Genomic DNA, 24983 nt, shown 5'->3' on the forward strand with positions numbered 1-24983 from the left:
GCAAAAATACTTTTTTATGGAATCTAATTTGCTACACTTTAGCGCAAAAATAAACCAAAATAGGCATAGAGAGGCAGTTGTATGAGAGTGAGTGAGGCAAAAGAAATTGTAAGGGGGAAGCTCATCGGAATCCCATCAATTAGTGAATTTGAAAACATCACAAACCTTGCAGATAAAATCAAGCGTGGGTGGCTTTTCATAGCCAGAGATTGCTCGAGTGCCACTCTTGCTAAAGCTATCGAAAATGGCGCGTATGGTGTGATTTATGCCAAAGATTCTCTTAATTTAGAGCAACGAGATGAAGAAATCGCGTGGATTGAAGTTGATGACTTGCAAGATGCCGTTGTGCGCTTGGTGCGAGATAGTATTTTGCGCAATGATATTGATGTTGTGAGTTTTAGCGAGATTCAATGTGCTATTGGTGCGCAAATCATCGTGGATAGAAGTGTGATTTTTAGCGATGGGGATTTTTTCGCCCTTTTGGAATCTCTCACCCCTCACACGCGCTACATAATAACAAACGAACAAAAACTTCTTACTATCGCCTTTAATGTCCTATCCCTACTTAAACCGCTTAGTATGCCTTTTAACCTCATTTCTTACACGCTTTTTGATATGCGCGTTTTTTATAATTCAAAAGAATACTTGCTTAATATGCCATTTTTGTTTGTCGATGATTTGAGCGCGGTGGTTGGCTTTTGTGAAGATAGAGGCGTTTTGTTTGATATAGCGAAGTTTCAATCACTCCCCTTTTTAAAGCCAAACTTTATCGACTCTTTTGGTAGGCGCAAGGAATATGGTGAAAGCCAACGCGTGCTTATCATAGAAGAGAATCTGGGTTATTTTGAGAACTATGTGCGTTACTTGGATAAATTTGCCAAATGGGGGAAAAAGGTCTATCTTTTACCCAAAGACAAAGAGCACGCGAGCTTTATGTTTATACACGGACAGCGGTTTTTGTTTTACAAAAATTATGAGGAAATTTTCCACTTTATAAGAAATGAAGAATTTAATTTTATGCTTATTTTTGGCTTACATAGCGATGGGTTGGCACGCATTTTTGAACTTGCTGCATTTGAAAATGCTCCAAGTCTCTTTGATGGGGTTTGCTAGGACTAAGGACAACTTTAAAATTTTGGGGGCAGAGGTGAATTTCTACTTAGAACAATATCTACAACACAAAATCAATCAACGCAATCAAAGCAGGGACTTTATGGCATTTTTAGAAAGCCTTCGTGCGTTGGATTACATAGATGATGAATTTGAGCTTGTCTTAAAGCCAAAGGACATTCAAAGCAATGGAATCGTTTTACAACCCAAAAAACCCCTAAGTGCTGACAAAAAAGAGCGCATACTCTCCATTGCTAAATCTCTCAAGCCGTGGCGCAAAGGACCATTTTTCATTGATGATTTGCATATAGATTCTGAATGGCGGAGCTGTATAAAGTTTAATATCCTCGCTCCGCACTTGGATTTGGATGGCAAAAGTGTGCTTGATATGGGGTGCAACAATGGCTATTATCTCTTTGAAATGCTTCGTTTCGCGCCAAGAGAGCTTTTTGGGTTTGACCCAAGTGCTGCAAGCAAAGCGCAATTTGACTTTATCAACCATTTTGCCAAAACTCCTATTGCATTTTATCGTTTGGGAATCGAGGAATTGCGAGACTTTTGCGAAGCACACAACAAGCGATTTGATAGTATCTTTTGTTTGGGTGTGCTCTATCATCGAAGCGACCCCATTGCGAGCCTTAAGCACTTGAGCGTGGGGCTGAAAAAAGGTGGGGAGTTATTTTTGGATTGTTTGTTGTTTGAAAACGAACAAGAGGTTTGTTTATGTCCAAAACAAAGCTATGCAAAAATGCGTAATGTGTATTTTATCCCTAGCATTAGTGCCTTGCAAGGCTGGTGTGAGCGAGCTGGGTTTGGGGAGTTTGAACTCCTCGCGCTTAACCCCACCACTACACAAGAACAACGCAAAAGCGATTGGATAGATTCTCTTAGTTTAGAGAGTTTTTTAGACACCAACGGCAAGACCGTAGAGGGATATGAACCTCCGCTTAGAGGATATTTTAAACTAAAAAAACTATAAGGATACACAATGGATGAGCAAAATCAAGAGCAACAACCACAAGATGGAAGCACCGCCCTAGAAACCGATGATATAAATGTTTGTAAGGATTTGTATAATTGCGGGAATATCACAAAATTAGCAAAAGGCAGGGCGGTAGTGCGATTCGTGCCTGATGAAAATATGGTTATGGATAAAAATGAACGCAACCAACTCATTCATTCAGGCTATGTGTTTAACGCTGCCTCTTATGCTGCAATGGTAACTATAAACAAGCGGTATAGCATAATGATTGCCTCTGATGTGAAATTTTTAGCACCTATTGAATTAGGACACGAAGTGTTTTTTTATACTCAAAGTATCCAAGATGATAGCAAAAAATGTGAAGTTAAAGTAGAAGGCTACTTGCTTGATATTAAAATTTTTGACGCGGTGTTTCATATCGCTGTGTTTGATAAAGCTCCGTTTTCTATCGCACTGGAAAAAATGAACTAATACCCCCTGCGCTAAGATTCTCCAAATACAACAACAAAATTTACTTAAAGTGTATTTTGATAGATTAAAAGCATTGCTTGCAAAAAGCTACCTCCTCTTACCACAACAACATAAGAGGAGGTATCAACAACAAATAAGGAAGGAAAAAGATGCTTGTTTCAGCCCAAAACCCACCCAACCTAAGCTTGATACACCAAGCCATAGCCTAAGCATCTTTTTAGAATTACCATAATAGCACAAAATTAAGAATGATATTTAAAAAATCAAATTTTTAAATATTTGACAACATTATACACAAAAAATAGTAAATGAAAAACAAATAATCGTTCTTATATATAAATTTTGTAACTATTTTCTTATAAAAGTAGCTACTTAAAGCCTGCCACGAGATTCCCAACCAATAAATTAAATCCATCAACGAGCACAAACACGAGAATCTTAAATGGCAGTGAAATCATCACAGGTGGAAGCATCATCATACCCATCGCCATAAGCACCGAACTTATCACCATATCAATCACAAGAAATGGCAAATAAAGCAAAAATCCTATCCAAAACGCTGTTTTGAGCTCGCTAATCATAAATGCTGGAATAGCCACAGTAAGTGGCACATCGTCCATTGTTTGAGGATTATCAAGGTTGCGGATTCTAAAAAAGAGTGCCAAATCCTTCTCACGCGTATTAGTAATCATAAATTCTTTAAAAGGCTTGATAGCAATATCAAACGCCTCATCATAGGAAATCTTGCTCTCACTATATGGCTTAATGCCCTCATTATAAGCCCTTGTAGCGATTGGCTCCATAATAAAAAATGTCAGCACCAACGCCAATGAAACTAGAATCTGCGTAGGTGGGGATTGTTGTGTGCCAAGCGCAGTGCGCAAAAATGCAAACACAATCAAAATCCGCGTGAAACTTGTCATCACTAGCACAAGCGAGGGTGCGAGCACCAAAAGCGTGATGACTATGATGATATTAAGCGTGCTTACAAGCTCATTTGGCTGGCTTGGTGGTGTAAGCGAGAGATTAAGCTGTGGAATCTGCACCGCTGGAGGCATTTTCACATTTGGCTTAGATTGTATATCTTGCGTGCGCCTCTCTGGTGTAACCTTATCTGGCACTTGTGGTGCAAGAGGGCGGATATTTGGCTCTTGTGGCAAATAGGGATTTTCTACTTCAATCATATAAGGGTGGGTTGAGCCATCAAGGGTTTGTTGTGGTGGCACTTGCGCGGGCACTTTTTGTGTTTGTTGAGATTCTACATTTGCGCTTAGCGAGACAAAAAACGCAATACAAAGAAACAATGCCCTTAGTGCTTTCAAACCAATCCTTTGGTGTAATTTCTTTAAAATCCGCGATTATAGGATTTTATGTGTTAAAATTCCATAAAAATGACTAAATTTCAAGGAATCTTAATGAAAAAATGCGCTAAATTGGAAATTTTTTCACATTCAGTTGTTATTTTATGCGCTGGAGCTGGCACACGAATGAAATCCCACACACCAAAAGTCTTACATACGCTTTGTGGGCGCAGTATGATTTCGCTTATCTTGCGCGAGAGCCTGCCAATAAGTGATGACATACATATCGTGCTCTATCATCAAGCCAATGAAATCACAGATTCCATTATGCGTGAATTTAGCGAGCATATCCCCTCACACATTCACTTCCACACCCAAGACCACAAAAACTATCCGGGCACGGGTGGGGCGTTAATGGGGGTAAAATGCAAGTATGAAAAAATCCTCGTGCTAAATGGTGATATGCCTCTAGTGCGCACCGCAAGCCTCCAAGCCCTATGCGCAAGGCGAGAATCTATCGTGCTAAGCGTGTTTGAACTAGCAAATCCGCAAGGATATGGGCGCGTGGTGTTAGATTCTAAAAAGGGGGTAAAAAGCTCGCCTCAAGTGCAAGCAATCATCGAGGAAAAAGACGCTAACGCCAAGCAAAAGGCGATTACAACGCTCAATGCGGGCGTGTATGTGTTTGAAAAATCCTTGCTTGGAACCCTTTTGCCACATTTATCAAATGCCAATGCCCAGCAAGAATACTATCTCACCGACATTATCGCTCTTGCGCGCGATACAAACCTCCTTAAAAAATGCAAAATTACACGCACCATAGACATTGGCGCGGAGTTTGTAAATAGTGAAGAGTTTATGGGGATAAACTCCAAAGCACATTTAGCAGATGCCCAAGAAGTGCTTTTAGCACGATTGCGAAATGAGGCAATGCAAAAGGGCGTGCGCTTTGACATTCCACAAAGTGTGTATATCGAATGTGGCGTGGAATTCATCGGGGAGTGCGTCATAGAAAATGGTGTGAGGATAAGCGGGGAGTGCGTCATAGAAGATTCCCACATTAAAGCCCATAGCGTGGTAGAATCTAGCACTATTAAGCGTAGCGATGTGGGACCTTGCGCGCATATCCGCCCAAAGTGTGAAATCATAGACACACACATTGGCAACTTCGTAGAAGTCAAAGCGGGCAAACTAAATGGCGTCAAAGCGGGACATTTAAGCTATCTTGGCGACTGCGAGATAGGCAGAGGGAGCAATGTGGGGGCGGGCGTCATCACTTGCAATTATGACGGCAAACAAAAGCATAAAACACTCATCGGAGAAAATGTCTTTATCGGTAGTGATTGCCAGCTTGTCGCACCAATCAGCATAGAATCTAGCGTGATAATTGCCGCAGGCACAACCGTAACGCAAAATATCCCAAGTGGTGCGCTCGCTATCTCACGCACCAAGCAAAGCAACAAACTTGGATTTTTTGCGCGGTTTTTTGGAGGGAGCAAATGAGTGAGTCTATACAAATCCTACTTAATGGCAAACCTCATAACACAAACGCGCAAACTATCGCCATCCTCGTAAGTGAGCTAGGCATACGAGCTCAAACTATCGCTATCGCTCAAAACACACAAGTAGTGAAGCAAGAATGCTGGGAGAGTGCCAAAATCGCGCAAAATGATGAGATTGAAATCTTGCAATTTGTCGGTGGTGGATAAACCCGCCAAAAACAACTCTCCTTGCCTGATTACTTTTTCTCTTCGCGTCTTTGGATTTCATTGATATTTAGGCTAATAAACTTATATGCCAAAAAGATGACTAAAGGCCAAAAGCATATCAAAAATAACGACCATAGCATTTCACACGCTCCTTTTTAGAAAATTTTCAAACGAATATAAATCTAACAAAAAAACCAAAATCTAGCAAACCCCAGCAAGCAAAATCTAGTATGCAAAATCATAGACAATTTCGCACGCAAGATTTAAAGCAACTTCGCACCCACGATTCACACACGATTGCACCATAAAAACCAAAATCTAATACGAATGCGAATCCAAATCGCTTAGCTCCATTTTTTTGCTATCCATTTTGCGCCACACAAGCACGATATAGCCTAGCACAAAGGGGATTGTGAGGCTTACATAGCCCATCACGCTTAGCGTGTAGTAGCTTGAGCTTGCATTTGCGATAGTAAGCGAGCTTTGCAAATCGCTTAGACTAGGATAAAACGCGCTATCCCCCAAGCCCACATTCAAAAACACCGCCATCACCGCGCACACCACGCCCACGCCCAAAGCAAAAATCCCTTTTGTGCCTTTAATGCTAAAAAAGATTCCCGCTAGCACGCACACCACGCCTATAAGAAGCAACACTACAATCAATGGATTTTGCAAAAAGCTCTGCAAATACAGATTCTCCACCATTACCACTTCGCCACTCTCACTTATGCCAAAGCCCTCTTTCAAACAAATCCACGCTAAAAATCCAAGAAAAAATGGCAAAAACAACGCCGTATTTACTACTATGTCTTTGCGGGATTTTTGCGTGATATTTTCGTTTGCTATGGCGTTTATGAAATAGCTCTCCGCCAAAATCCTGCTTAAAAACACGAGTGCAAAGCCTAGCAAATAATTACACGGATTTGCCAACGCTTCTAGCCCGCGCCACTCACTTTGCCACTCTACAAAATTTTGAGAATCAAGAGTGAAATATGAACCGCTAAAAAATGTGCTCACCGCCACGCCGATAAGAAACACGCCCAAAATCCCGTTGATTTTCAAAAACACTTCATAGGTTTTTGCCCCAAGTAGATTGCCCTCTTTTTTGCGGTATTCATAGCTCACCGCTTGCACAATAAAGCAAAAGAGTATCGCTAGCCACACCCAATACGCCCCGCCAAAGCTCGTAGCATAAAACAGCGGAAATGCCGCAAATGCCGCCCCGCCAAAAAGCACTAGCGTGGTAAATCCTAGCTCCCATTTTTTGCCCAAAGTATTGATAAGCAGGGATTTTTCGCTTTCATTGCTTGATAGCCTATCGATAAGCCCTTGCCCACCTTGCACAAAAAACATAAACACCAAAAGCCCGCCTAGCAAACTCTCTAACACCCACCAATACACCTGCAAATGTGCTAATTCTAGCCCTAAAAACATTTTAACTCCTTTGAAAACATCTAAAATCCTTTGCTTATGGTTTTTTTCATAATGCCAAGCTCGGCGAGTAAGAGCGCAGTGAATAAAAACAAAAATAAGAAAAATGAAATTTGAATGTTGGTGTGCGAGAGGTTTGTCGCAGCGATATGCACAGGCATCAAATCCTGTATCGCCCACGGCTGTCTGCCCACCTCTGCGACTATCCAGCCCGCCTCTGCTGCGATGTAGCCAAAGGGTATCGCCACCACGCAACACCACAAAATCTTTCTAAACTTTTGCACATCATTTGCCATAGAAAGATACAGCACCACGATAAAAAGCACAAAAAACGCAGAACCTAACGCCACCATCAAATGAAAGCTATAAAAAGTAATCGCCACAGGTGGCACAGCCCTCTCTTTTGATTCTAAGTAGCCATAGCCAAAGTTGCTCATATTTGCCTGCAAGATAGATTTTTGCTCCTCCATAGCCTGCGTGTCATTTTGCTCTTTTGCTTCTTTGTAGGATTTTAGGGCTTGCACGGCGAGTTTGCCTGAAGCGATTTTAGAATCTAGAGAGGGGATATTTTTTCCTCATTGCCAAAGACTAAGTCATTTATCCCGGGGATAAACCCGCCACTATCCCTCGTGCCTAAGATTGAGAGCGCGTAGGGAATAGTAAAATCAAACAAAAATGTCGGCTTTTCATCGCCTAGCTTTTTTTCAGGGTTTAGTATGCCAAATGCCACAAGCCCCGCCCTATGCTCGCCATCATAGATTCCCTCCATCGCAGCGAGCTTCATCGGTTGCTTTTGGGTAACTTGATACGCGCTCTCATCGCCACTAAAAAAGAGAAAAATCGAAGTGAGAAGCCCAAAGCTAGCTCCGACTATGAGAGAGCGTTTCGCCTCCCAAATATGCCGCCCGCGAAGCAAAAACCACGCGCTTATGCCCATCACAAAAAGCGCGGAAATCACATAGCCACTCGCAATAGTATGGAGGAATTTTGCCACTGCCACAGGAGAGAGAATCACCTCTAGCACGCTACTCATCTCATTTCGCGCACTATCGGGGTTAAATATCGTGCCGATGGGGTATTGCATCCAACCATTTGCTACGAGAATCCAAAACGCAGAGAGATTGCTCCCAATGGCAACGAGCCACGAAGAGAGCAGGTGGAATTGCTTTGAGACGCGATTCCACCCAAAAAACATCACCGCAAAAAATGTCGCTTCTAAGAAAAACGCGATAATGCCCTCAATCGCAAGCGGTGCGCCAAAAATATCGCCCACAAACCAGCTATAATTTGCCCAATTTGTGCCAAACTCAAATTCCATTATAATGCCTGTGGCGACACCGATAGCAAAATTTACGCCAAAAAGGGTGAGCCAAAATTTCGTAATTTTTAGCCATTTTTCATCGCCACTTTTGACATAGACACTCTCCATAATCGCTACGATGAAGCTAAGCCCCAAAGTCAGCGGGACAAACAAAAAGTGATAAATCGCAGTCAAACCAAACTGCGCTCTACTCCAATCGACACTTAATTCCATATTTACTCCTTTTGTGTGGGATTTGCAGGATTTGTGTATGCGTGTGCGGTGCTAGATTTTGGTTGGGTTGTGCTTTGCAAAGGATTTTGACTAGCATCGCTAACATCATAGGTGAGATTCTCTGTAATGGCTTTAGAATCTAAGTCAGGGTGCGTGAGATTGCCTAGCACAAATTGAGATTTTGCCTCGCTCGTGCCTAGAGTGGCTAGCGAAGTGTCATAGACAAAGACTTTGAGCACGCCAAACATTATGATGAGCTTGATAGCTATCACTGCCCAAAGCACTCTACCAAGCGTCATATTTCTAAACCCATCGACATAAAAGATAAAGATATTTTTTAGGAGTTTTGTCATTGTTATCCTTGTTTGCAAAAGAGTAAAACTTAGGTCCAACCCTTGCCACCTTGCCAAAATCTTGCCAAACCAAATATAAAACGCGCAATTATAAATATGATATTCTTAATTTATTCTTAAAAAACCAAATTTTGATTCCAAAAAATGCTGGCAAGCACTAAAGGTTAATTATTCGCTATCTACAATGCTCACACTTAAATCTAAAATTTCCTTATGGCTTTTGATAAATGTGTTGATTTCATCTAAAGTAAGATTGGTGATTTTTTGTGTGTCGCGCTTGTGATTATCAAGTGGCAATCCCCTAAAATAGTTGTTAAACTTCGCATCAAGTCGCTGAGAGAGTGTCTCCTCGCGCAAGGGCTCGCTACCTAAGATAAACGCCTTTGCCCCATCAAGCTCCTCTTGGGTGATTCCATTTTCTACAAATTCCCTCATTACCTCGCGCACCACTCTTAGTGCCTCATCTTTAGAATCTAGTCCCGTTTGCAAATGTCCTGTGCCATAGTTTATCACATCGCTTGAGCCAATAATACTAAAATATGCCGAGTATGCTAAACCTCGTTTCACACGCACTTCCTCCATAATCCTAGAGCCAAAACCACTGCTCCCAAGCACGAAGCTCATTACCTTTGTCTTATATGCTTCGCTTACATCGGCATTAAATGGCGATGAAAAATAAATATACGCCTGTTGTGTGGGCTTCTTAGATTCTATATGAGCGAGGTTTCTGTGTGGTTTAATTTGTGGTTTGCTCACAGCATCGCCTTTGGGTAAAAAGCCAAGCCGTGTGCGCAAATCGTTCTTTATCCCCTCTTTGTCCAAATCGCCACCAGCCACGATAATAAGGCGATTAAGGACAAGATTTTTTTCCAAATAATGTGTAATGTCGGCTAGGTGGAGTGATTGTATGCTCTCAATCGTCCGCTCAAAGCCTAATGGCGTGCCAGCAAAAAAGATTTTGTTTAAATTCACTCCTGCAATATAATCAAAATCATTTTGTTTGGCTAAAATAGCACTGCGAGCGAGTGCTTTAACTTTTTCAAACTCTTCTTCAGTTGTATTTGGGGATTGCAACAATTCTGCTAGACAATCAAGTGCGAAATCCTTATACTCGCCTAAAAATGATATATTAAAGCTTAGTGTTCGTGTGCTTGTAGCAGCATTAAGGCTTACTGCCTTGCTCTCTAACTTTTCGGCAAATCCCACGCTTCCTAGCTCCTTTGTGCCAGCATTAAGTAGCCTACTTGCAAGTGAGGCAAGTCCTGCTTTTGCCTGCACACTATCTTTTGCGCTAAATACAGTAGAATCTGTGCCAGCATTTTGCCAATCATACGCACTTCCTCCGCCATTAAAGACAAGCTGGACACTACCTATGGGTAAAAGCTCGCTTCGCTCAAAAATTAGTGGCACTTGCACGCCATTTATCTCTACAAACTCTACGCCATCGATATTTTTATCACTCCTTAGCATAATAAACAACCCTCCTATGAATATAAAGATTCCGACAATAAACACAACTTTTTTCATTTTATTTCCTTTAAAGCAATCTAAAAACAGAGAATCTAATCAAATCGCTGCAAAATGTTATACGCTGTATCGCGCTTAGCCGCCCTTAACCCCAAGTCTTTTATAAGTGCAATCATTTCTTGTTCATTCATTGAATGCGCCGCTCCTGCGCTTGAAACGACATTTTCTTCCATCATCGTGCTTCCTAAGTCATTTGCCCCAAAGCACAGCGCAAGCTGTCCAATGTAAGAACCCTGTGTAACCCAAGAACTTTGAATGTTTGTGAAATTATCAAGATAGATTCTCGAGCACGCAAGCAATCGCAAATATCGATTAGAGCTTGCTCGTTGTATGTGGGGAAACTCTCGTTTAAGCGGGGTGTTATCGGGCTGAAAACTCCACAAAATAAACGCACGGAATCCGCCATACTCATCTTGAAGGCTACGCAAATGCTCCCAATGCTCCACAATGTCCTCATCACTCTCCACACTTCCAAACATCATTGTCGCACTGCCTTTCATTCCAATCTTATGTGCCTCTCTATGCACTTCTAGCCATTGTTGTGTGGAGAGCTTTTTGGGCGCGATAATATCACGCACTTTATCGCTTAAAATCTCTGCCCCAGCTCCTGGGATTGAGCTAAGCCCAGCCTTTTGTAAGCGTTTTAGCACTTCAGGGATTGATATTTTAGAAACTTTGGCAATGTAGTTAATCTCAATGGCAGAGAATCCGTGAATGGTAATTTGTGGGTATTTGTTGTGGATAAAGCTCACAAGCTCCTCATACCACTCAATCTTTAGTTTGGGATGCACCCCACCTTGAAAGAGAATCTGCGTGCCTCCCACCGCTAAAAGTTCATCGATTTTTTGACTAATTTCATCAAAACTCAAAATATACAACCCCTCTTCGCCCACTCTACGCTTAAATGCGCAAAATTTACAATCCACCCAACACGCATTGGTGTAGTTAATGTTTCTATCCACAATAAAAGTAATTGTCTTGCTTGGGTGCAAAGAATCACGAATCTCACTTGCCATTTTACCAAGCTCTTTAAGCGGGGCGTTTTGCATTAAATCTAAAATTTCGCTTTTGCTTACGCGCTTGGTGTTGATTGTAGGTGTATTACTCATTGTTTGTCCTTATTGTTAGAATCTCGTTCCCATTGTGAATTCAAAACTTGATTGAGCGTCATTTGGTCCGGGATTGATGGCGCGTGGGAAAACAATCACAATAGGTCCCATAGGGCTTACCCACTCAAGTGCCAGCCCCCAAGATGACCGTTGTGTTTCATCTATTCGTTGGATTCCAATCATACCATAATCAAAGAATACTGCCAAGCGCATTTGTGCCTTTTCTAACAAACCAAAGCTAAGCTCCACAGAATGTGTGTTGATATAATTACCACCCACGCGCAATTCACCCTCATAAGGCGTAAGTGAGCTTACATAATAGCCTCTCACGCTGTTAATGCCCCCCATATAGAAGCGACTTGTGATTGGCACATGTCCTAAATCATATATCCCACCTATTTGCATTTTATAGCGCGCGATGACATCGACCCCGATGAGATTCTTTAAATGTTTGTATCCTGCGAACTTTCCATATAATTTGACATATTTTTCATCAAAGCCTAAGAATCCAACACCCGCTACTTCTCCGTAGGCTGAAGCGATGATACCATTTTTAGGGAAGTAGTAGTCATCGGTGTTGTCAAAAGATAGGCTTGGTGTGATAGCACTCTTAATTGGTCCCTCAAGCGGAGAGACTTCATAACCTTTGCTTGCAAAATATGGCTCATAGAGTGGCTTGTAATAGCTGTAATTTGTCGAGCTGTAATAATATCCAAATCGTTGGTCTGGAAAATCAATAATGGTCTTGCTAAGCGTGTAGCCTAAAGAGACGCGAAAGGTCTCAGTAATCAATCGCCCCACATTTATCGTAGCACCCGTAGTGCGTTCTCTATATTGCCAATTATAGTAGTTAGAGACAAAAAGGCTTACAGATTCTGAATACGCGGAATCTAAAATGCGCGGATTTACCAAAGTGAGATTGACAATCTGCCTATACGCACTCCAATCTGCATACAGCTGTCCGCTATGCCCTGTGCCAAAGAGATTGCGCTCCCTAATAGAAGCATTTATCATTAGCTTATCGTAGCTTCCATAGCCAAAACCAAACATAAGCTCACCTGTGCGTTGCTCTTGGACATTGACAAGCAAATCGATATAGTCCTCGCTAACGCGCCGCTCCTCAATCTCTACTTTTTCAAAAAATCCAAGTCTCCTTAGTGCGTTTTCAGAATTTTTGATTTGTGTGAGGTTGTATTCATCTCCCGGGGAAAGCAATAACTCTCTACGAATGATTCTATCTCCCGTGCGTGTGTTGCCAGAAATGATGACATCATTAACCCGCACTTTTTGTCCTGCTTGGATATAATAAAGCACGCGAACTTCAGCATTCGTAGAATCTTTATCCAAATCAGGCGATACGCGCGTAAAGGCATAACCCATATCCGCTATCTCATACTTGATAATCTCCATATCAGCGCGTAAATTTTCAATGTTAAACACATCGCCTTTTTGGATTCTGAGCTTTTTTAGGAGCTTTTTTTCGTTGATTTGTGGAGATTGGATAATGATTTGCACATCAGAGACTTTATACTGCTCGCCTTCACTAATGTCATAGCGTAACTTCGCGCTATAATCACTAAAATCCGCCTCCAAAAACGCGGGGCTTACTTGTGCGTCTAAAAATCCTCTACGCATATACGAATCTTGAATGCGTGCATTATCATATTCTAAGTCATATAAACGCAACTTGCCATCATTTCTCCCCCAAAACCAACCAGCAAATTGTTTTTGTTTGTTTGCGCTGAGTTCTTGGATTTCGCTTACCTTGAGCTTTTCTCTGCCATTGTATGTAGCCTCTTTGATGATAATATTATCGCCTTGATTGATATGAAGTGTAATGGCATACGCGCCCTCATCGCTTCCTACGGGTTGTATCTCTTCTTTTATCACCGAGCCATAATAACCTTGATACTCCAAAATTGTTTTTATGACATTTTTAGCGCGCTCCAATCGCACCTCATCATAACTATCGCCCTTTTTAATGCCAATTTGTCCATAGAGCGATTCTTTTTCGCTCTCGCTCCCATAGCCCTTAATCTCAATGCTTGCGACCTTTGGACGCTGCTTGAAATGAAAGGTAAGGATTCCGTTTTCAAACGAAGCATACACATCTTCATAATACCCCTGTTTGAAAAACTCTTTAATCGCGTTATCAACTTTGTTAATATCAAGTGTATCGCCTGCTTTGATATTAGCAATCTCGCTTGCAAGCGTATCAGAAATCGAAGTGCTCCCCTGATATTTAACCGCGCTAATTTGCGCACCAAGACACAATGTGGCACTAAAGGACAGCAAAAGCGCAAATACAAGGCGTTTAATCATAAAATTTAGCTCCTACTAAAAGTCTTTTATATTAGGCACAAAAAATGCAAAAAATGGTAATTATACTTTGAAATAGTAAAAATTTTACAAAATAAAGCCCTATCGCCCAACCACAAAACTTGCTTATCATTGCTTGCAAATTGTTATGCTAAATGTTAGCGCGCATAAAGGGATTGTAGGGATTGTATTTCTGCTTGGCTAAATCCTGCGCTAAGTCGTGCCTGTATGTTGGGAATCTTCCCCAAAAGGCGCAAATCACTAAACTCTGCACAAAGATTGATAAAACGCGCGTCCATATCTTTATGTGGCGTGGCACGAAGAGAAAAACGCCACCATTTATCACCCTTTAAGACATGACTTACCTCATCGCGCAATATCACATCAAAAGTATATTTAATGGCTGGCTTAATATCTAGTGTGGTTTGGAGGAGCTTTTCTTGCACAAAGGGATTGGCATCTAACCCCTTTGCTTCTAGTCCGCGATGCACGATTCCCATTCGTGTGCTTAGATTGTGTTGGGTGCGCTCTAATGCGTCAAAAAGGAGATTGTGCGTAGGAAAATCGCCATATTTATATCCAATCTCGCCCAAAATAGCATTAAGCAAGCAAAAATGTGAAATTTCTTCATTTGCCACGCTAAGCCAATCTTCATAAAATGCTAATGGCATATTTTTGAATCGATATGCCGCATCAAGGGCTAAAACAATAGCACTAGATTCTATATGTGCTACGGAGTGGAGGATTTTAGCACTTGCGATAGTGGAGTTGGCGTTTTTGGGGCGGCGGATTTTGAATGGAGAGAGAGATTTGCTACCACATAAATAAAGCGCGTTAAATTCCGTGCAAGGCACACTTTCTTGCTCGTTATTAAAAGTCATCTTGTGTGATTTAAAATCCTCATAAAAATGCGTGAATCTCTCTCGCAAAGTGGCGAAGTCCTCACTTTGAAGGACGCTAAGCAGTTGGCTAAAAAACTCATTTTTCTCTTGTTTCATTTGAGATATTATAGCGAGTTGTGCTTTTATCACACGCTTTTAATGCGCAAAATTAAGAAATTTTTATTACAATTAAGATTGTATTTTGTCAAAAGTGTATAACTCAACTTTAAGGAAATGTATGGATTCTCCAATGCAGGGTAAAAACAACCTCTCACTTGCTACGCCAATCTACGCGCCTGATATGGCTGGCTTTATGCAAGATTCTTATGCCATTATTGACATTCGCGATGAGAGTGATTACAACCACGCGCATATCAAGGATTCTCAACATTTTAGCAATGCCCAAGAAGTATTTGCCTTTAGCCAAAAGCACGCGCAAACAAAAATTTTGCTTGTGTGTTATAGTGGGCACACGGCGGCAAATTTAGGCACGGCGTTGGTGCAAAATGGATGCAAAAATATTTATTTTTTTGATGATTATTTTGCGCATTTTGAGCTTTTAGGGTTGCTTAACACCCAAGATTCTCAACATCAAACACCACAGGATTAACTAAAAGGATAGCACTATGATGGTTTTTAGCACTTTTTTAGAATCTCTTGCTCACATTATAAGTATGCTTATTAACATTTACATTTGGGTGCTCATTATTGCTGTGTTGCTAAGCTGGGTAAAACCCGACCCCTACAATCCAATCGTGCAGGTTTTAACGCGCCTAAGCGAACCTTTGTTTGCTAAAATGCGTTCTTTAATGCCTACGAATTTTGGCGGTATAGACTTCGCGCCGCTTATTGTTATTGTGATGTTAAAGTTTATTGATTTGATGTTTGTTCGTTTGTTATTAAAATACGCTCAAGGATTATAAATTGTATTTTTCTCGCTCCACACAATGTATCATTATTTTTGTTGCAGGTTTGGCGTTGAGCTGTGCGTATGGTAAAGATTCTCATACCAAAAAGCAAAAAACCCCCGACATCACACTAGAATTTTTAGAATCTAAGCCCAGCGGGATTGCACGGGATTTTTATATTTGGCGGTATTTAAGCGATGAAAACACCAAACTCCAAGATGCTATCAAAGCCTATGAGCTCGTCAGTCGCAAAAATCCAAAACTCAATACCCTTATGTCAAAAAAGGGGAAGCCAGATGAGCTCCCTGCGAATTTTTATTGTCGCTCACTTGATATAAACGCCCTGTTGCAAAAGGATTTGGCTTGTCTTAAGCAAGGATTGCGCCTAAGTCAAGTGCCAAACCTGCCTCCAAAAACACTCCAAGCCCTTAAAGAAGCAATTAAAAGCGATGTAAATTTGGCGTTAAAAGTAGAGATTCTTAGCTCAAAGCAAATTCTCACACAAATGCTAAACGCCGATGCTAAGACATTTGCTGAGATTTTTAACATACTTGGAGCTCAACAAAAAGAGCGAATCATAAACCAAACCATAAAACCAGCCAGCATTAAAAAACTCGGCGACCAAAATGTGCGAGAATTTAATAAAGTGCTTCAAAAAATCCTTTTTGAAGATTCTCTGCCAAAGTTTAAAAAATCTCTACTTGGCGCAAAAATAACGGGTGCTGATTCTTATACGAGCTTTTTGCTAGGGCTCTATGAACTCCAAAATGGCAACAAAGAAGCCGCCATTGAATATTTTAAACTCTCAGAATCAAAAAGCAAAGATTCGCTATTTATCAATCGGGCGCGGTTTTGGCAGTATTATTGTGGTGGCGATGAGGAGGTCTTAAAGGCACTCTCTCAAAGCAAAAGCCCTGATTTATACACACTCTACGCAATCCAAAAGCTCGAAGTCGCCCCGAGCTACACCATTGTGAGTGGATTTGAGAATCTTAGCTCTACCAAAAAGCCCGCGTTTGACATTACAGACCCATTTGAGTGGCAAATCCTGCGTGATAATCTCACACAAGTTAAAGATTCAAAAGCTCTTATGAAATTGGCTGAAAACTTTGCTTTTAGCGAGAGTGAGGCGCATTTCGCGTATGTGCATAATCGTGCGAGTAATTTTGCCAATAGCTACTTTATCACGCCATTTAGCGACAAACTTGAATGGAAAAGCACACACCAAAAAGCAATCACTTATGCCGTAGCAAAGCAAGAGAGCATTTTCTTGCCTGCATTGGTTTCGACTTCTTACGCGCTTGGAATGATGCAAATAATGCCATTTAATGTCGAGCCCTTTGCTAGAAGTTTGGGTATAAAAGATATTACACTTGAAGATATGTTTAACCCACTTACCGCCCTTGAATTTGGGAGGTTTTATCTTGGGGATTTAGAAAGAGAGTTTAAAAACCCTCTTTTCATCGCGTATGCGTATAATGGTGGTCCGGGATTCTTGCGCCGAACCCTTGCCAAAAAGACTCTTTTTAAGAAAAATCGTGCGTATGAGCCTTGGCTAAGTCTAGAGCTTTTACCCATAGAAGAGACACGCTATTATGGGATAAAAGTGCTTGCAAACTACATCGTCTATCAAGAGCTTTTGGGGAACAAAGTGAATGTTGAGGAGATTCTCAAGGCGACATTGGTAAATTAAATCACACTAAGGAGTATAAAATGATTGACAAATGTTTATTTCCAGCTGCTGGCTATGGGACACGCTTTTTGCCCGCGACAAAGGCAATGCCAAAAGAAATGCTTCCTGTGCTCACGAAACCGCTTATCCAATATGGCGTAGAAGAAGCCCTAGAAGCAGGTTGCCACACAATGGCAATCGTTACAGGACGAGGGAAAAGAGCCATAGAAGACCATTTTGACATAAATTATGAATTAGAGCACCAGATTCAAGGCACGGATAAAGAGGACTTGCTCAAAGACATTCGCCGATTGACTAATCTTTGTAATTTCTCCTACACACGCCAAAACGAAATGAAAGGGTTGGGGCACGCGATTTTGACAGGTGAGGTGCTTATCGGGCAAGAGCCTTTTGCGGTGATTTTGGCTGATGACCTATGTGTAAATAAAGGCTCTCAGGGAATCTTAGCCCAAATGGTAGAATTGTATAAAACCTATCGTTGCTCTATTGTGGCGATTGAGGAGGTGGATTCCAAAGAAGTGGATAAATATGGAATTGTGGCTGGTGAAATGATTGAAGATGGCGTGTATCGCGTAAATAATATGGTGGAGAAACCAAATCCACAAAACGCACCGAGCAATCTAGCAATCATCGGTCGCTACATTTTAACGCCTGATATTTTTGATATTTTGCGTGTAACCAAACCGGGCAAAAAAGGTGAGATTCAAATCACTGACGCGCTTTTAGAGCAAGCAAAACAAGGCAGAGTGCTCGCATACAAATTCAAAGGCTCAAGATATGATTGTGGCTCAATTAGTGGATATGTAGAAGCGACCATAAACTTATTTAAAGACTTTAAGGGGTAGGGTTGGGCAGAGACAATGTTTGATTTAATTTTTTATGTGTTTTGTTGGGTGGTGATGCTCTCTTTGGCGTTGCCCCTCATATTTGCTGGGATTTTAAGCGTAGCGGTATCAAAGCAAAGCGATGAAGCCCCACAACAACAAGGAAATGATTTGGTTGCATTGCTTGCATTAGTAACCGCCAATAAAGAAAACAAAGAAGCCCTTACACAAAACTACGAGACTTTCAAATATAAATTTAACAAATGTGATGGGAAAGACAAAGACACTTGGATTGAGATTATCCACGAATTTTGTGTAAATCCGCTCCTTATGGAGACAAACGAAGTAGCAAACTTCCGTGATAAACTCGAAGATGATAACCCTGAAATAAAAGAAGAAATCCGCAAAAAAATCGGCGAAGCCCTGCAACAACGCGAAAAAAAATAGGAGAAAGGTATGGATTATCTAAAAATCACGCAATCACTCAATTTAAATGGTTCTGTGCGCATTTCTGGGGCGAAAAATGCCGCACTTCCACTCCTTGCGCTTACTCTGCTAAGTGATAAACCTGCTAAAATAAGCAACCTCCCTGATGTCGCTGATGTCAAAACTTTTGTCAAGCTCTTAGAGCACTTGGGCGCGAATGTGGAAGTCTTAGATTCTCATAGCATAACGCTTGAGTGCGCTAACATTATCCACACCAAAGCAATTTATGACATTGTGCGCAAAATGCGTGCATCTATTTTGGTGCTAGGACCTTTGCTTAGCCGATTTCACAAATGCCAAGTAAGCTTGCCCGGTGGGTGCGCTATCGGTGCGCGTCCTGTGGATTTACACTTAAGGGCGTTAGAAAAAATGGGCGCAGAGATTCACATAGCTGGAGGTTACATTGTCGCTACCGCGCCAAAGGGCTTGAAAGGTGCGGATATTGTCTTTGATAAAATCACCGTAACGGGTTGTGAAAATATCATTATGGCAGCAGCACTTGCGCGGGGTAAGACACGCATTATAAACGCAGCAAAAGAGCCCGAAGTAGTGCAGTTGTGCGAGATTCTCAATGCTAATGGCATTACAATCAAAGGTATCGGGGAAAGTGAGATAGAAATCTATGGAAGTGATGGTGAGTTACCAGAGTTTAAGCCCTTTGCAGTAATCCCTGATAGAATCGAGGCGGGCACTTATCTTTGCGCAGGAGCGATTACAAACTCTACAATCAGCCTTGAGGGTGTAAATACCGCTCATTTGGGTGCAGTTATGGATAAACTTAGAGAAATTGGCTTTAACTTCGAGCAATCGCCCTATGAAAGTGATTGCGCGCTGTGTAATCTCCAAATCCTGCCAACCAAAAAATACAAGCCCTTTGAACTCACAACCACTGAATTTCCCGGATTCCCCACTGATATGCAGGCACAATTTATGGCTCTAGCCACACAATGTAATGGTGTGAGTAAAATTGAGGAGCGATTGTTTGAAAATCGCTTTATGCACGCCAGCGAGCTAGTGCGACTTGGCGCAGATATTAAACTCAAAGGCAATGTGGCTAAAGTGCGCGGAGGGAGAGAACTTTTAGGTGCGAGCGTGATGGCTACGGATTTGCGTGCGAGCTCAGCTCTTGTGCTCGCTGCCCTTGTGGCAAAAGGAGAAAGCGAAGTGCATAGAATCTACCACCTTGACAGAGGGTATGAAAACTTAGAGAGCAAGCTAAAACAACTCGGCGTGCAGATTGAGCGACTAAAGCGCGACTAAGCCTACTCAAAAAAGAGCAATTTCACGCACATCGCCACACACACGATGACTACTAATGGCTTGATAATGCTAATTCCATAGCGCAGGGCAAGCTTCGCGCCGATATTTGCACCCACAAACTGCCCCACAGCCATAGCCACACCCACCGCAAACAAAATATGCCCAAATGCCAAAAATACAAGCACGGAAGCGAGATTGGTAGCGAAGTTATACAGCTTTGCTTGCGCGAGCGCGTCTTTTATCCCAAAGCCTCCTAACGAGATTAGAGCGAGCATAAGAAACGAGCCTGTGCCCGGACCAAAAAACCCATCATAAAAGCCTATGCCACCGATGATAAAGGCTAGAGCGATTTTGCCAACACGCGCATTTATAGAATCTTTGTGCGATTCTTGCTTGATTTTGGGCGAAAAGAGAAAATAAAGCGCGAAAAAGAGGAGTAAAAACGGAATGATTTTACGCAAAAAATCCGCGCTCACCACCTGCAAAAACAATGTCCCACACAGCGAAAATACAAAGGCAAAAAGCGCGAATAACGCGCATTTTTTCACATCTAAATGCCCCTTTTTGTAAAAATGCAATGCCGCGCTAAAACTCCCAAAAACCGCCTGAAATTTGTTTGTCCCTAGTGCTTCGTGCGGCGGGATTCCCGCCATATATAGCGCGGGGATTGTTATCATTCCCCCGCCACCCGCGATACTATCCACAAACCCCGCCACAAGCGCGACTAACGCGAGCAAGATGAGCGTGCTCATACTTATGTCAAAATCCATTTTTGTCCTTTTAAGAGAATCTATTCGCTATTGTAGCGATTTTTGGCGTTTGATTTGTATTGAGATTCTGTTGTGGTGTTTTGAAATTGTAAAATTTTGGGGCAAATCCACCTTAATCACACAAAATAAGCAAATTTATGGGAATCACACGCTTTTTATTTAATTTGGTGTGAGTTTTACACTGCCCTTACATAAACAATATAGACATTTTTCAATATAGATTTAGAATCTCGCACAAAGTCTAACTGATAAACCAGTGGGCTTTTAACATCAAATTAAGGAGATTTCAATGAATAGGCGAGATTTTATGAAAAATTCGGCTTTGGGATTAGGGTATGTGAGCTTTTTTGCACCCTCTTTTGTGAGTGCTACAAGCACGAAAAATGTGCCCTTGCTTGGATTTAAAGGCATTGCTTCAAGCACGGAGGATACTATCAAAGTGCCAAAAGGCTATGAGGCAAAGCCTCTTATAAGCTGGGGTGATAAACTTTTTACAAAGGCAAATGCGTTTGATGAGCGCAAGATTATCGATAAAAAGGCGATTGTCAATGCGAATCTAACCTTTGGCGACAACACCGATGGAATGGCATATTTTGCTTTGAGTGAAAATCGCGCGATTTTGGCGGTGAATAACGAATACATTAACCCTGAGATAATGTTTAACCACAAGGGCAAAGATATAAATCTAAGCGATGTCAAATATATGCAAAACTCGCTTGGAGTGAGCATTTTTGAGATTGCAAGGGATAATGATGGATATTATAAAGTCGTGCTAGATTCAAAATACAATCGTCGAATCACAGCGCACACAGCGATGAAAGTAAGTGGCTATGCCAAAGGTTCGCCACTGCTTCAAACAAGCGCGGATAAAAATGGCACAACCATAAAAGGCACACTCAATAACTGCGCAAATGGGCAAACGCCGTGGGGGACTTATCTCACTTGCGAGGAAAATTTCGATGATTTCTTTGGGTGCAGTGATAAAAACTTCGTATTCACAGAGGCACAAAAACGCTACGGGCTAATAGGGAAAAATCGCTATGGATTTGCGTTAGATTCACGCTTTGATATTGCCAAAACGCCAAATGAACCCAATCGCTTTGGCTATGTGGTAGAAATCGACCCATATAACGCAAACTCTACGCCCATAAAGCGCACTTCTTTGGGGCGATTTAAGCACGAAAATGCGGAGATTGTCATTAGCAAAGAGGGCAAGGTTGTCGTGTATATGGGCGATGATGAGGCAAATGAATTTTTATACAAATTTGTCTCTAAAAATACCTACAACCCAAACAACAAAAGCGCGAATAAAGACATTTTGGACGAAGGCACTTTGTATGTCGCTAAATTTTACGACAATGGGCATAATTTAGAGGGCGAAGGCGAGTGGATTGCGCTTGTTTTTGGCAAAAATGGATTAGATAAACGCAATGGTTTTTCTAGCCAAGCTGATATTTGTATCAACACGCGAATCGCTGCAAGTATCGTAGGTGCGACAAAAATGGATAGGCCTGAATGGATAGCAGCCGATAATAAAGGACAATACATCTATGCCACGATGACAAACAACACCAAGCGCAAGGAAACTCACAGCGCGAATCCGCGCGCTAATAATATCTATGGGCAAATCATTCGTTTTAGAGAAAATGATGATAACCACGCGGGGAGCAAATTTCGCTGGAATATCTTTGCCCTAGCTGGGAATCCGCTCGTATATAAAAAGGGCGATTTACGCGCTGGGAGTAGCAATATCACCAAAGATAATCTTTTCAATAGCCCTGATGGGTTGAAGTTTGATAGATTTGGGAGGCTGTGGATTGAGACAGACGGCAAATACTCCAATAAAGATGAATACAAGGGTATGGGAAATAATCAAATGCTTTGTGCTAATCCAAACACAGGCGAGATACGGCGATTTCTAACCGCACCCGTAGCCTGTGAGGTAACGGGTATCGCATTTTCGCCTGATAATGAAGTGATGTTTGTGGGGATTCAGCACCCCGGAGAATTTCTCGCACCAAGTCATTATCCAAATGGCGGTGAATCTACGCCACGAAGCACGATAATCCAAATCAAAAAAAGCAATGGTGGCGTGGTGGGGAGCTAAAATCCACACTCACCACCTGCAAAAGCAGTGTCCTACACAGCAAAAACACAAAGATAAAAAGCGCGAATAACGCGCATTTAGCTAAATCCAATGTCCATTTTATAAAAATGCAAGGTCGCACTATTGTAGCGATTTTTGGCGTTTGATTTGTATTTAGATTCTTCCTCGTTATGGCTTTTTTACAATTTTTAGTGTTTTTTACTTTTTGGTAGAGTTTTTTAAGGAGAATTTAAGGGGGGGGGGTAGATAGAATGCTTTGGTTTTTTGTTTTTTGACTTTAGATTCTTAGAATCTTAGGAAATAAAAACAAAGCAAATCTACCTAAAAGGAGAAAGAATGAAATACAGAAAGATTTTGGCAGGTTTTGCCATAATTGCAGGTGTGGCTTTTAGCGGATGCAGTGGTATACCTGATTGTGATGATAGCGATGTGAAAAACTTATTGACACAAATCGCAAAAGACAATCATTGGGTTTCAAGGGACTCGAAACTCAGATATGATGCTTTTATAACACAATTTAAGGACAAGGACACCAAGCAAATCAGTTGTAAGGCAAGAGTAACAATCAATGGTTTAAAAACTAGCTATGTTACTTATACCGCTCAATATACAGATGATGGACAGCTTTATGTTGAAGCGATGAGAGATTGATTAAAGATTGAGGCGGAGTTTTAACTCTTAACACTTTTGGGATTTGAAAATCCCTAAAAAAATAAAGGATACACAATGGATACAAACTCGATTATGATGATGTTGCAGGACAAACTGCCAAAGGACATTCAAAGCCAACAACTCTTGCGCGACAAACTTGATAAACTAAATGACACGCAAAGAGATGAGTTAGTGCAAAAGCTTCCACTACTAAATCTAAAAAATCCTGTAGTGGGGCTTGTTCTTGGATTATTCTTGGGGGGCGCGGGTGCTGATAGGTTTTACAAGGGCAACATAGGATTAGGTGTAGTAAAACTTTTTACTCTTGGCGGACTCGGCATTTGGACAATTATAGACTTATTTATTGTCCATAAAGGAATCAGAAAGGACAATTTTGAAAAAGTTTTCCTCAACATCTAGCCACAATGTTATTCATCTCATAAAGAAAACTGATGAGTATGGCAGAATCTATGCACTAAAAACAACACAAAAAAACAGATAAAAATACTTTGTTTGCGCATCAAACCAAACATTGCTTTAATGTCCTTTGGCAAAATTGCTACTCCAAAATCTTTTTGGAGTGTTTTGGTATAAATGGACTTTATAAAGACATAGGACTAGGCGTGGTAAAACTTCTATTTTGTTGGCTGACTTTAGGGATATGGTGGCTGGTGGATTTATTCTTAGTGTGTCAAGGGATAAAAAATCACAATATCGCTAAAATCGCTCAAGCCATAGCATTTGCTAAAAAGAAATGAGCTTTTTGTATCGCTATCCCAGCGTTTTTACAAAATTTTACCAAAATTTGCGCTAAATTTTTGTATTGTTAATTTTTTCCACTTACAATTCTGCCATTTAATCTCAAAATAAAGGATTGTGTTATGAATATATTTGATGCGATAGGCATTTTGTTGGGGAAGTTTCTGCCTTGTATGAAAATTTCTTTTAATTTTAGTAATCTCTCTTTAAAAAGCAATGAGATTCTCTCACATAGGGTAAAGTTGTTAAGTTTGCTGGGCGTAGCATTGTGTGCGGGCGTGATAAGCGCAAAAAGTATCGACAAAGAAAGCATCAAAGTGGGCTTTAGTGCGTATAAAACGCAGAACAAAGTCGCTGTAAATGGCACATTTAGCGATGTGGCGTTTAAATTTGGCAAAAAGAATGAGAGCATTGCTAGCACGCTTAATAACGCACAAGCGACCATTGACCCAAGCAACATTAGCACAGGAGAGAATCTGCAAGATAAAAACATTAAAGAGTTTTTTATCAAAAAGTGGGCAAAGCCAGAAATCAAAGTAACGCTTAAAAATATCATTGAGGGCAACAATGTAGGGACAATCCTCGCAAATGTGCGAATGAATGGCAAGACACAAAAAGTCCCAATGCAATACACCATCAAAAATGGAATCTTAAAGGCAAATGGTGTGCTTGATTTAAGCGAATTTAAGCTCGATGAGGCACGAGAAAATCTCATCAAAAACACTTCTGATGCTATCGAGGGGCTCATTTGGAGTGAAGTGCAAATTGGCTTTGAAGCAAAGGTAGTGGATTAGACCC

At 41.2% G+C, this 24983-nt stretch carries 23 protein-coding genes and 2 pseudogenes; 16 read left to right on the top strand and 9 right to left on the bottom strand.

The window, feature by feature from the left end:
- Window positions 1–81: 81 nt before the first annotated feature.
- From ACWIWK_RS01220 to ACWIWK_RS01230, 3 genes are read left to right on the top strand one after another with little or no spacing between them, the layout of a single operon-like run.
- Window positions 82–1113, top strand: coding sequence for a hypothetical protein (locus tag ACWIWK_RS01220; RefSeq protein WP_454150100.1), 1032 nt, complete (start codon window positions 82–84; stop codon window positions 1111–1113).
- Window positions 1100–2089, top strand: a complete 990-nt coding sequence (gene cmoB, locus ACWIWK_RS01225; protein ID WP_454150102.1) for a tRNA 5-methoxyuridine(34)/uridine 5-oxyacetic acid(34) synthase CmoB — start codon at window positions 1100–1102, stop codon at window positions 2087–2089. Before ACWIWK_RS01220 ends, cmoB begins: the two co-directional genes overlap by 14 nt.
- Window positions 2090–2098: 9 nt before the next feature.
- Window positions 2099–2563 carry a PaaI family thioesterase gene (locus ACWIWK_RS01230; protein ID WP_454150104.1) on the top strand — a complete coding sequence of 155 codons (465 nt, stop codon included), beginning with the start codon at window positions 2099–2101 and terminating at the stop codon, window positions 2561–2563.
- Window positions 2564–2931: 368 nt separating this feature from the next.
- Here ACWIWK_RS01230 and fliP read toward each other — a convergent pair whose 3' ends face one another.
- Window positions 2932–3621, bottom strand: a complete 690-nt coding sequence (gene fliP, locus ACWIWK_RS01235; RefSeq protein WP_454151997.1) for a flagellar type III secretion system pore protein FliP — start codon at window positions 3619–3621, stop codon at window positions 2932–2934.
- A gap of 357 nt (window positions 3622–3978) precedes the next feature.
- Between fliP and glmU the strand changes: the two genes are divergently transcribed.
- Window positions 3979–5367: a bifunctional UDP-N-acetylglucosamine diphosphorylase/glucosamine-1-phosphate N-acetyltransferase GlmU gene (gene glmU / locus ACWIWK_RS01240; RefSeq protein WP_454150106.1), complete on the top strand. Its 1389-nt coding sequence runs from the start codon at window positions 3979–3981 to the stop codon at window positions 5365–5367.
- Window positions 5364–5573, top strand: a complete 210-nt coding sequence (gene thiS / locus ACWIWK_RS01245) for a sulfur carrier protein ThiS (protein ID WP_454150108.1) — start codon at window positions 5364–5366, stop codon at window positions 5571–5573. The genes glmU and thiS overlap by 4 nt, the downstream gene beginning before the upstream one ends.
- 318 nt (window positions 5574–5891) lie before the next feature.
- Here the strand turns inward: thiS and ACWIWK_RS01250 are convergent, their stop codons facing one another.
- The 7 genes and pseudogenes from ACWIWK_RS01250 to ACWIWK_RS01280 form a co-directional block, all read right to left on the bottom strand.
- Window positions 5892–7007 (bottom strand): cytochrome d ubiquinol oxidase subunit II, encoded by a 1116-nt coding sequence (locus ACWIWK_RS01250; RefSeq protein WP_454150110.1) that lies wholly within the window; start codon window positions 7005–7007, stop codon window positions 5892–5894.
- Between the two features lie 20 nt (window positions 7008–7027).
- Window positions 7028–8538, bottom strand: a pseudogene (locus ACWIWK_RS01255) (cytochrome ubiquinol oxidase subunit I).
- Window positions 8539–8690: 152 nt separating this feature from the next.
- Window positions 8691–8891 (bottom strand): annotated as a pseudogene (locus ACWIWK_RS01260) (DUF4492 domain-containing protein); the annotation flags it as partial.
- A 168-nt stretch (window positions 8892–9059) separates the two neighbouring features.
- A complete protein-coding gene (locus tag ACWIWK_RS01265) occupies window positions 9060–10418 on the bottom strand; it encodes a M16 family metallopeptidase (RefSeq protein WP_454150112.1) in 1359 nt (452 codons plus the stop codon).
- A 35-nt stretch (window positions 10419–10453) separates the two neighbouring features.
- Window positions 10454–11527, bottom strand: coding sequence for a dehypoxanthine futalosine cyclase (locus ACWIWK_RS01270; RefSeq protein ID WP_454150114.1), 1074 nt, complete (start codon window positions 11525–11527; stop codon window positions 10454–10456).
- Between the two features lie 15 nt (window positions 11528–11542).
- Window positions 11543–13849: an outer membrane protein assembly factor BamA gene (gene bamA / locus ACWIWK_RS01275; RefSeq protein WP_454150116.1), complete on the bottom strand. Its 2307-nt coding sequence runs from the start codon at window positions 13847–13849 to the stop codon at window positions 11543–11545.
- A 155-nt stretch (window positions 13850–14004) separates the two neighbouring features.
- Window positions 14005–14844, bottom strand: a complete 840-nt coding sequence (locus tag ACWIWK_RS01280) for a ferritin-like domain-containing protein (protein ID WP_454150118.1) — start codon at window positions 14842–14844, stop codon at window positions 14005–14007.
- A 121-nt stretch (window positions 14845–14965) separates the two neighbouring features.
- Between ACWIWK_RS01280 and ACWIWK_RS01285 the strand changes: the two genes are divergently transcribed.
- From ACWIWK_RS01285 to murA, 6 genes are read left to right on the top strand one after another with little or no spacing between them, the layout of a single operon-like run.
- A complete protein-coding gene (locus ACWIWK_RS01285; RefSeq protein ID WP_454150120.1) occupies window positions 14966–15337 on the top strand; it encodes a rhodanese-like domain-containing protein in 372 nt (123 codons plus the stop codon).
- Window positions 15338–15356: 19 nt separating this feature from the next.
- Window positions 15357–15650: a YggT family protein gene (locus ACWIWK_RS01290; protein ID WP_454151998.1), complete on the top strand. Its 294-nt coding sequence runs from the start codon at window positions 15357–15359 to the stop codon at window positions 15648–15650.
- Between the two features lies 1 nt (window position 15651).
- Window positions 15652–17328: a lytic transglycosylase domain-containing protein gene (locus ACWIWK_RS01295; RefSeq protein ID WP_454150122.1), complete on the top strand. Its 1677-nt coding sequence runs from the start codon at window positions 15652–15654 to the stop codon at window positions 17326–17328.
- A gap of 20 nt (window positions 17329–17348) precedes the next feature.
- A complete protein-coding gene (gene galU, locus ACWIWK_RS01300; RefSeq protein WP_454150124.1) occupies window positions 17349–18173 on the top strand; it encodes a UTP--glucose-1-phosphate uridylyltransferase GalU in 825 nt (274 codons plus the stop codon).
- Window positions 18174–18188: 15 nt separating this feature from the next.
- Entirely contained in the window at window positions 18189–18599 is a 411-nt protein-coding gene (locus tag ACWIWK_RS01305) for a hypothetical protein (protein ID WP_454150126.1), read from the top strand.
- Between the two features lie 9 nt (window positions 18600–18608).
- Window positions 18609–19898 (top strand): UDP-N-acetylglucosamine 1-carboxyvinyltransferase, encoded by a 1290-nt coding sequence (gene murA / locus ACWIWK_RS01310; protein WP_454150128.1) that lies wholly within the window; start codon window positions 18609–18611, stop codon window positions 19896–19898.
- Between the two features lie 2 nt (window positions 19899–19900).
- Here murA and ACWIWK_RS01315 read toward each other — a convergent pair whose 3' ends face one another.
- Window positions 19901–20668: a TSUP family transporter gene (locus ACWIWK_RS01315; protein ID WP_454150130.1), complete on the bottom strand. Its 768-nt coding sequence runs from the start codon at window positions 20666–20668 to the stop codon at window positions 19901–19903.
- 289 nt (window positions 20669–20957) lie between these two features.
- Between ACWIWK_RS01315 and ACWIWK_RS01320 the strand changes: the two genes are divergently transcribed.
- From ACWIWK_RS01320 to ACWIWK_RS01340, 5 genes are all read left to right on the top strand, one after another.
- Entirely contained in the window at window positions 20958–22775 is a 1818-nt protein-coding gene (locus ACWIWK_RS01320; protein WP_454150131.1) for a PhoX family protein, read from the top strand.
- A gap of 336 nt (window positions 22776–23111) precedes the next feature.
- Complete coding sequence (locus ACWIWK_RS01325; RefSeq protein ID WP_454150133.1) at window positions 23112–23426, top strand: hypothetical protein; 315 nt, start codon at window positions 23112–23114, stop codon at window positions 23424–23426.
- 75 nt (window positions 23427–23501) lie between these two features.
- Window positions 23502–23846, top strand: coding sequence for a TM2 domain-containing protein (locus tag ACWIWK_RS01330; protein WP_454150135.1), 345 nt, complete (start codon window positions 23502–23504; stop codon window positions 23844–23846).
- Between the two features lie 89 nt (window positions 23847–23935).
- A complete protein-coding gene (locus ACWIWK_RS01335) occupies window positions 23936–24184 on the top strand; it encodes a hypothetical protein (protein ID WP_454150137.1) in 249 nt (82 codons plus the stop codon).
- Between the two features lie 123 nt (window positions 24185–24307).
- On the top strand, window positions 24308–24979 hold the full coding sequence (locus ACWIWK_RS01340; protein WP_454150139.1) for a YceI family protein: 672 nt from the start codon (window positions 24308–24310) through the stop codon (window positions 24977–24979).
- Window positions 24980–24983 lie beyond the last annotated feature (4 nt).

The sequence above is a fragment of the Helicobacter sp. 23-1048 genome (genome assembly GCF_053654545.1).

What these genes read in the sequence shown, in the direction of transcription:
- ACWIWK_RS01220 (WP_454150100.1), top strand. Translation starts at nt 82, where the DNA reads ATGAGAGTGAGTGAGGCAAAAGAAATTGTAAGGGGGAAGCTCATCGGA.
- cmoB (WP_454150102.1), top strand. Translation starts at nt 1,100, where the DNA reads ATGGGGTTTGCTAGGACTAAGGACAACTTTAAAATTTTGGGGGCAGAG.
- ACWIWK_RS01230 (WP_454150104.1), top strand. Translation starts at nt 2,099, where the DNA reads ATGGATGAGCAAAATCAAGAGCAACAACCACAAGATGGAAGCACCGCC.
- fliP (WP_454151997.1), bottom strand. Translation starts at nt 3,621, where the DNA reads ATGCCTCCAGCGGTGCAGATTCCACAGCTTAATCTCTCGCTTACACCA.
- glmU (WP_454150106.1), top strand. Translation starts at nt 3,979, where the DNA reads ATGAAAAAATGCGCTAAATTGGAAATTTTTTCACATTCAGTTGTTATT.
- thiS (WP_454150108.1), top strand. Translation starts at nt 5,364, where the DNA reads ATGAGTGAGTCTATACAAATCCTACTTAATGGCAAACCTCATAACACA.
- ACWIWK_RS01250 (WP_454150110.1), bottom strand. Translation starts at nt 7,007, where the DNA reads ATGTTTTTAGGGCTAGAATTAGCACATTTGCAGGTGTATTGGTGGGTG.
- ACWIWK_RS01265 (WP_454150112.1), bottom strand. Translation starts at nt 10,418, where the DNA reads ATGAAAAAAGTTGTGTTTATTGTCGGAATCTTTATATTCATAGGAGGG.
- ACWIWK_RS01270 (WP_454150114.1), bottom strand. Translation starts at nt 11,527, where the DNA reads ATGAGTAATACACCTACAATCAACACCAAGCGCGTAAGCAAAAGCGAA.
- bamA (WP_454150116.1), bottom strand. Translation starts at nt 13,849, where the DNA reads ATGATTAAACGCCTTGTATTTGCGCTTTTGCTGTCCTTTAGTGCCACA.
- ACWIWK_RS01280 (WP_454150118.1), bottom strand. Translation starts at nt 14,844, where the DNA reads ATGAAACAAGAGAAAAATGAGTTTTTTAGCCAACTGCTTAGCGTCCTT.
- ACWIWK_RS01285 (WP_454150120.1), top strand. Translation starts at nt 14,966, where the DNA reads ATGGATTCTCCAATGCAGGGTAAAAACAACCTCTCACTTGCTACGCCA.
- ACWIWK_RS01290 (WP_454151998.1), top strand. Translation starts at nt 15,357, where the DNA reads ATGGTTTTTAGCACTTTTTTAGAATCTCTTGCTCACATTATAAGTATG.
- galU (WP_454150124.1), top strand. Translation starts at nt 17,349, where the DNA reads ATGATTGACAAATGTTTATTTCCAGCTGCTGGCTATGGGACACGCTTT.
- ACWIWK_RS01305 (WP_454150126.1), top strand. Translation starts at nt 18,189, where the DNA reads ATGTTTGATTTAATTTTTTATGTGTTTTGTTGGGTGGTGATGCTCTCT.
- murA (WP_454150128.1), top strand. Translation starts at nt 18,609, where the DNA reads ATGGATTATCTAAAAATCACGCAATCACTCAATTTAAATGGTTCTGTG.
- ACWIWK_RS01315 (WP_454150130.1), bottom strand. Translation starts at nt 20,668, where the DNA reads ATGGATTTTGACATAAGTATGAGCACGCTCATCTTGCTCGCGTTAGTC.
- ACWIWK_RS01320 (WP_454150131.1), top strand. Translation starts at nt 20,958, where the DNA reads ATGAATAGGCGAGATTTTATGAAAAATTCGGCTTTGGGATTAGGGTAT.
- ACWIWK_RS01325 (WP_454150133.1), top strand. Translation starts at nt 23,112, where the DNA reads ATGAAATACAGAAAGATTTTGGCAGGTTTTGCCATAATTGCAGGTGTG.
- ACWIWK_RS01330 (WP_454150135.1), top strand. Translation starts at nt 23,502, where the DNA reads ATGGATACAAACTCGATTATGATGATGTTGCAGGACAAACTGCCAAAG.
- ACWIWK_RS01340 (WP_454150139.1), top strand. Translation starts at nt 24,308, where the DNA reads ATGAATATATTTGATGCGATAGGCATTTTGTTGGGGAAGTTTCTGCCT.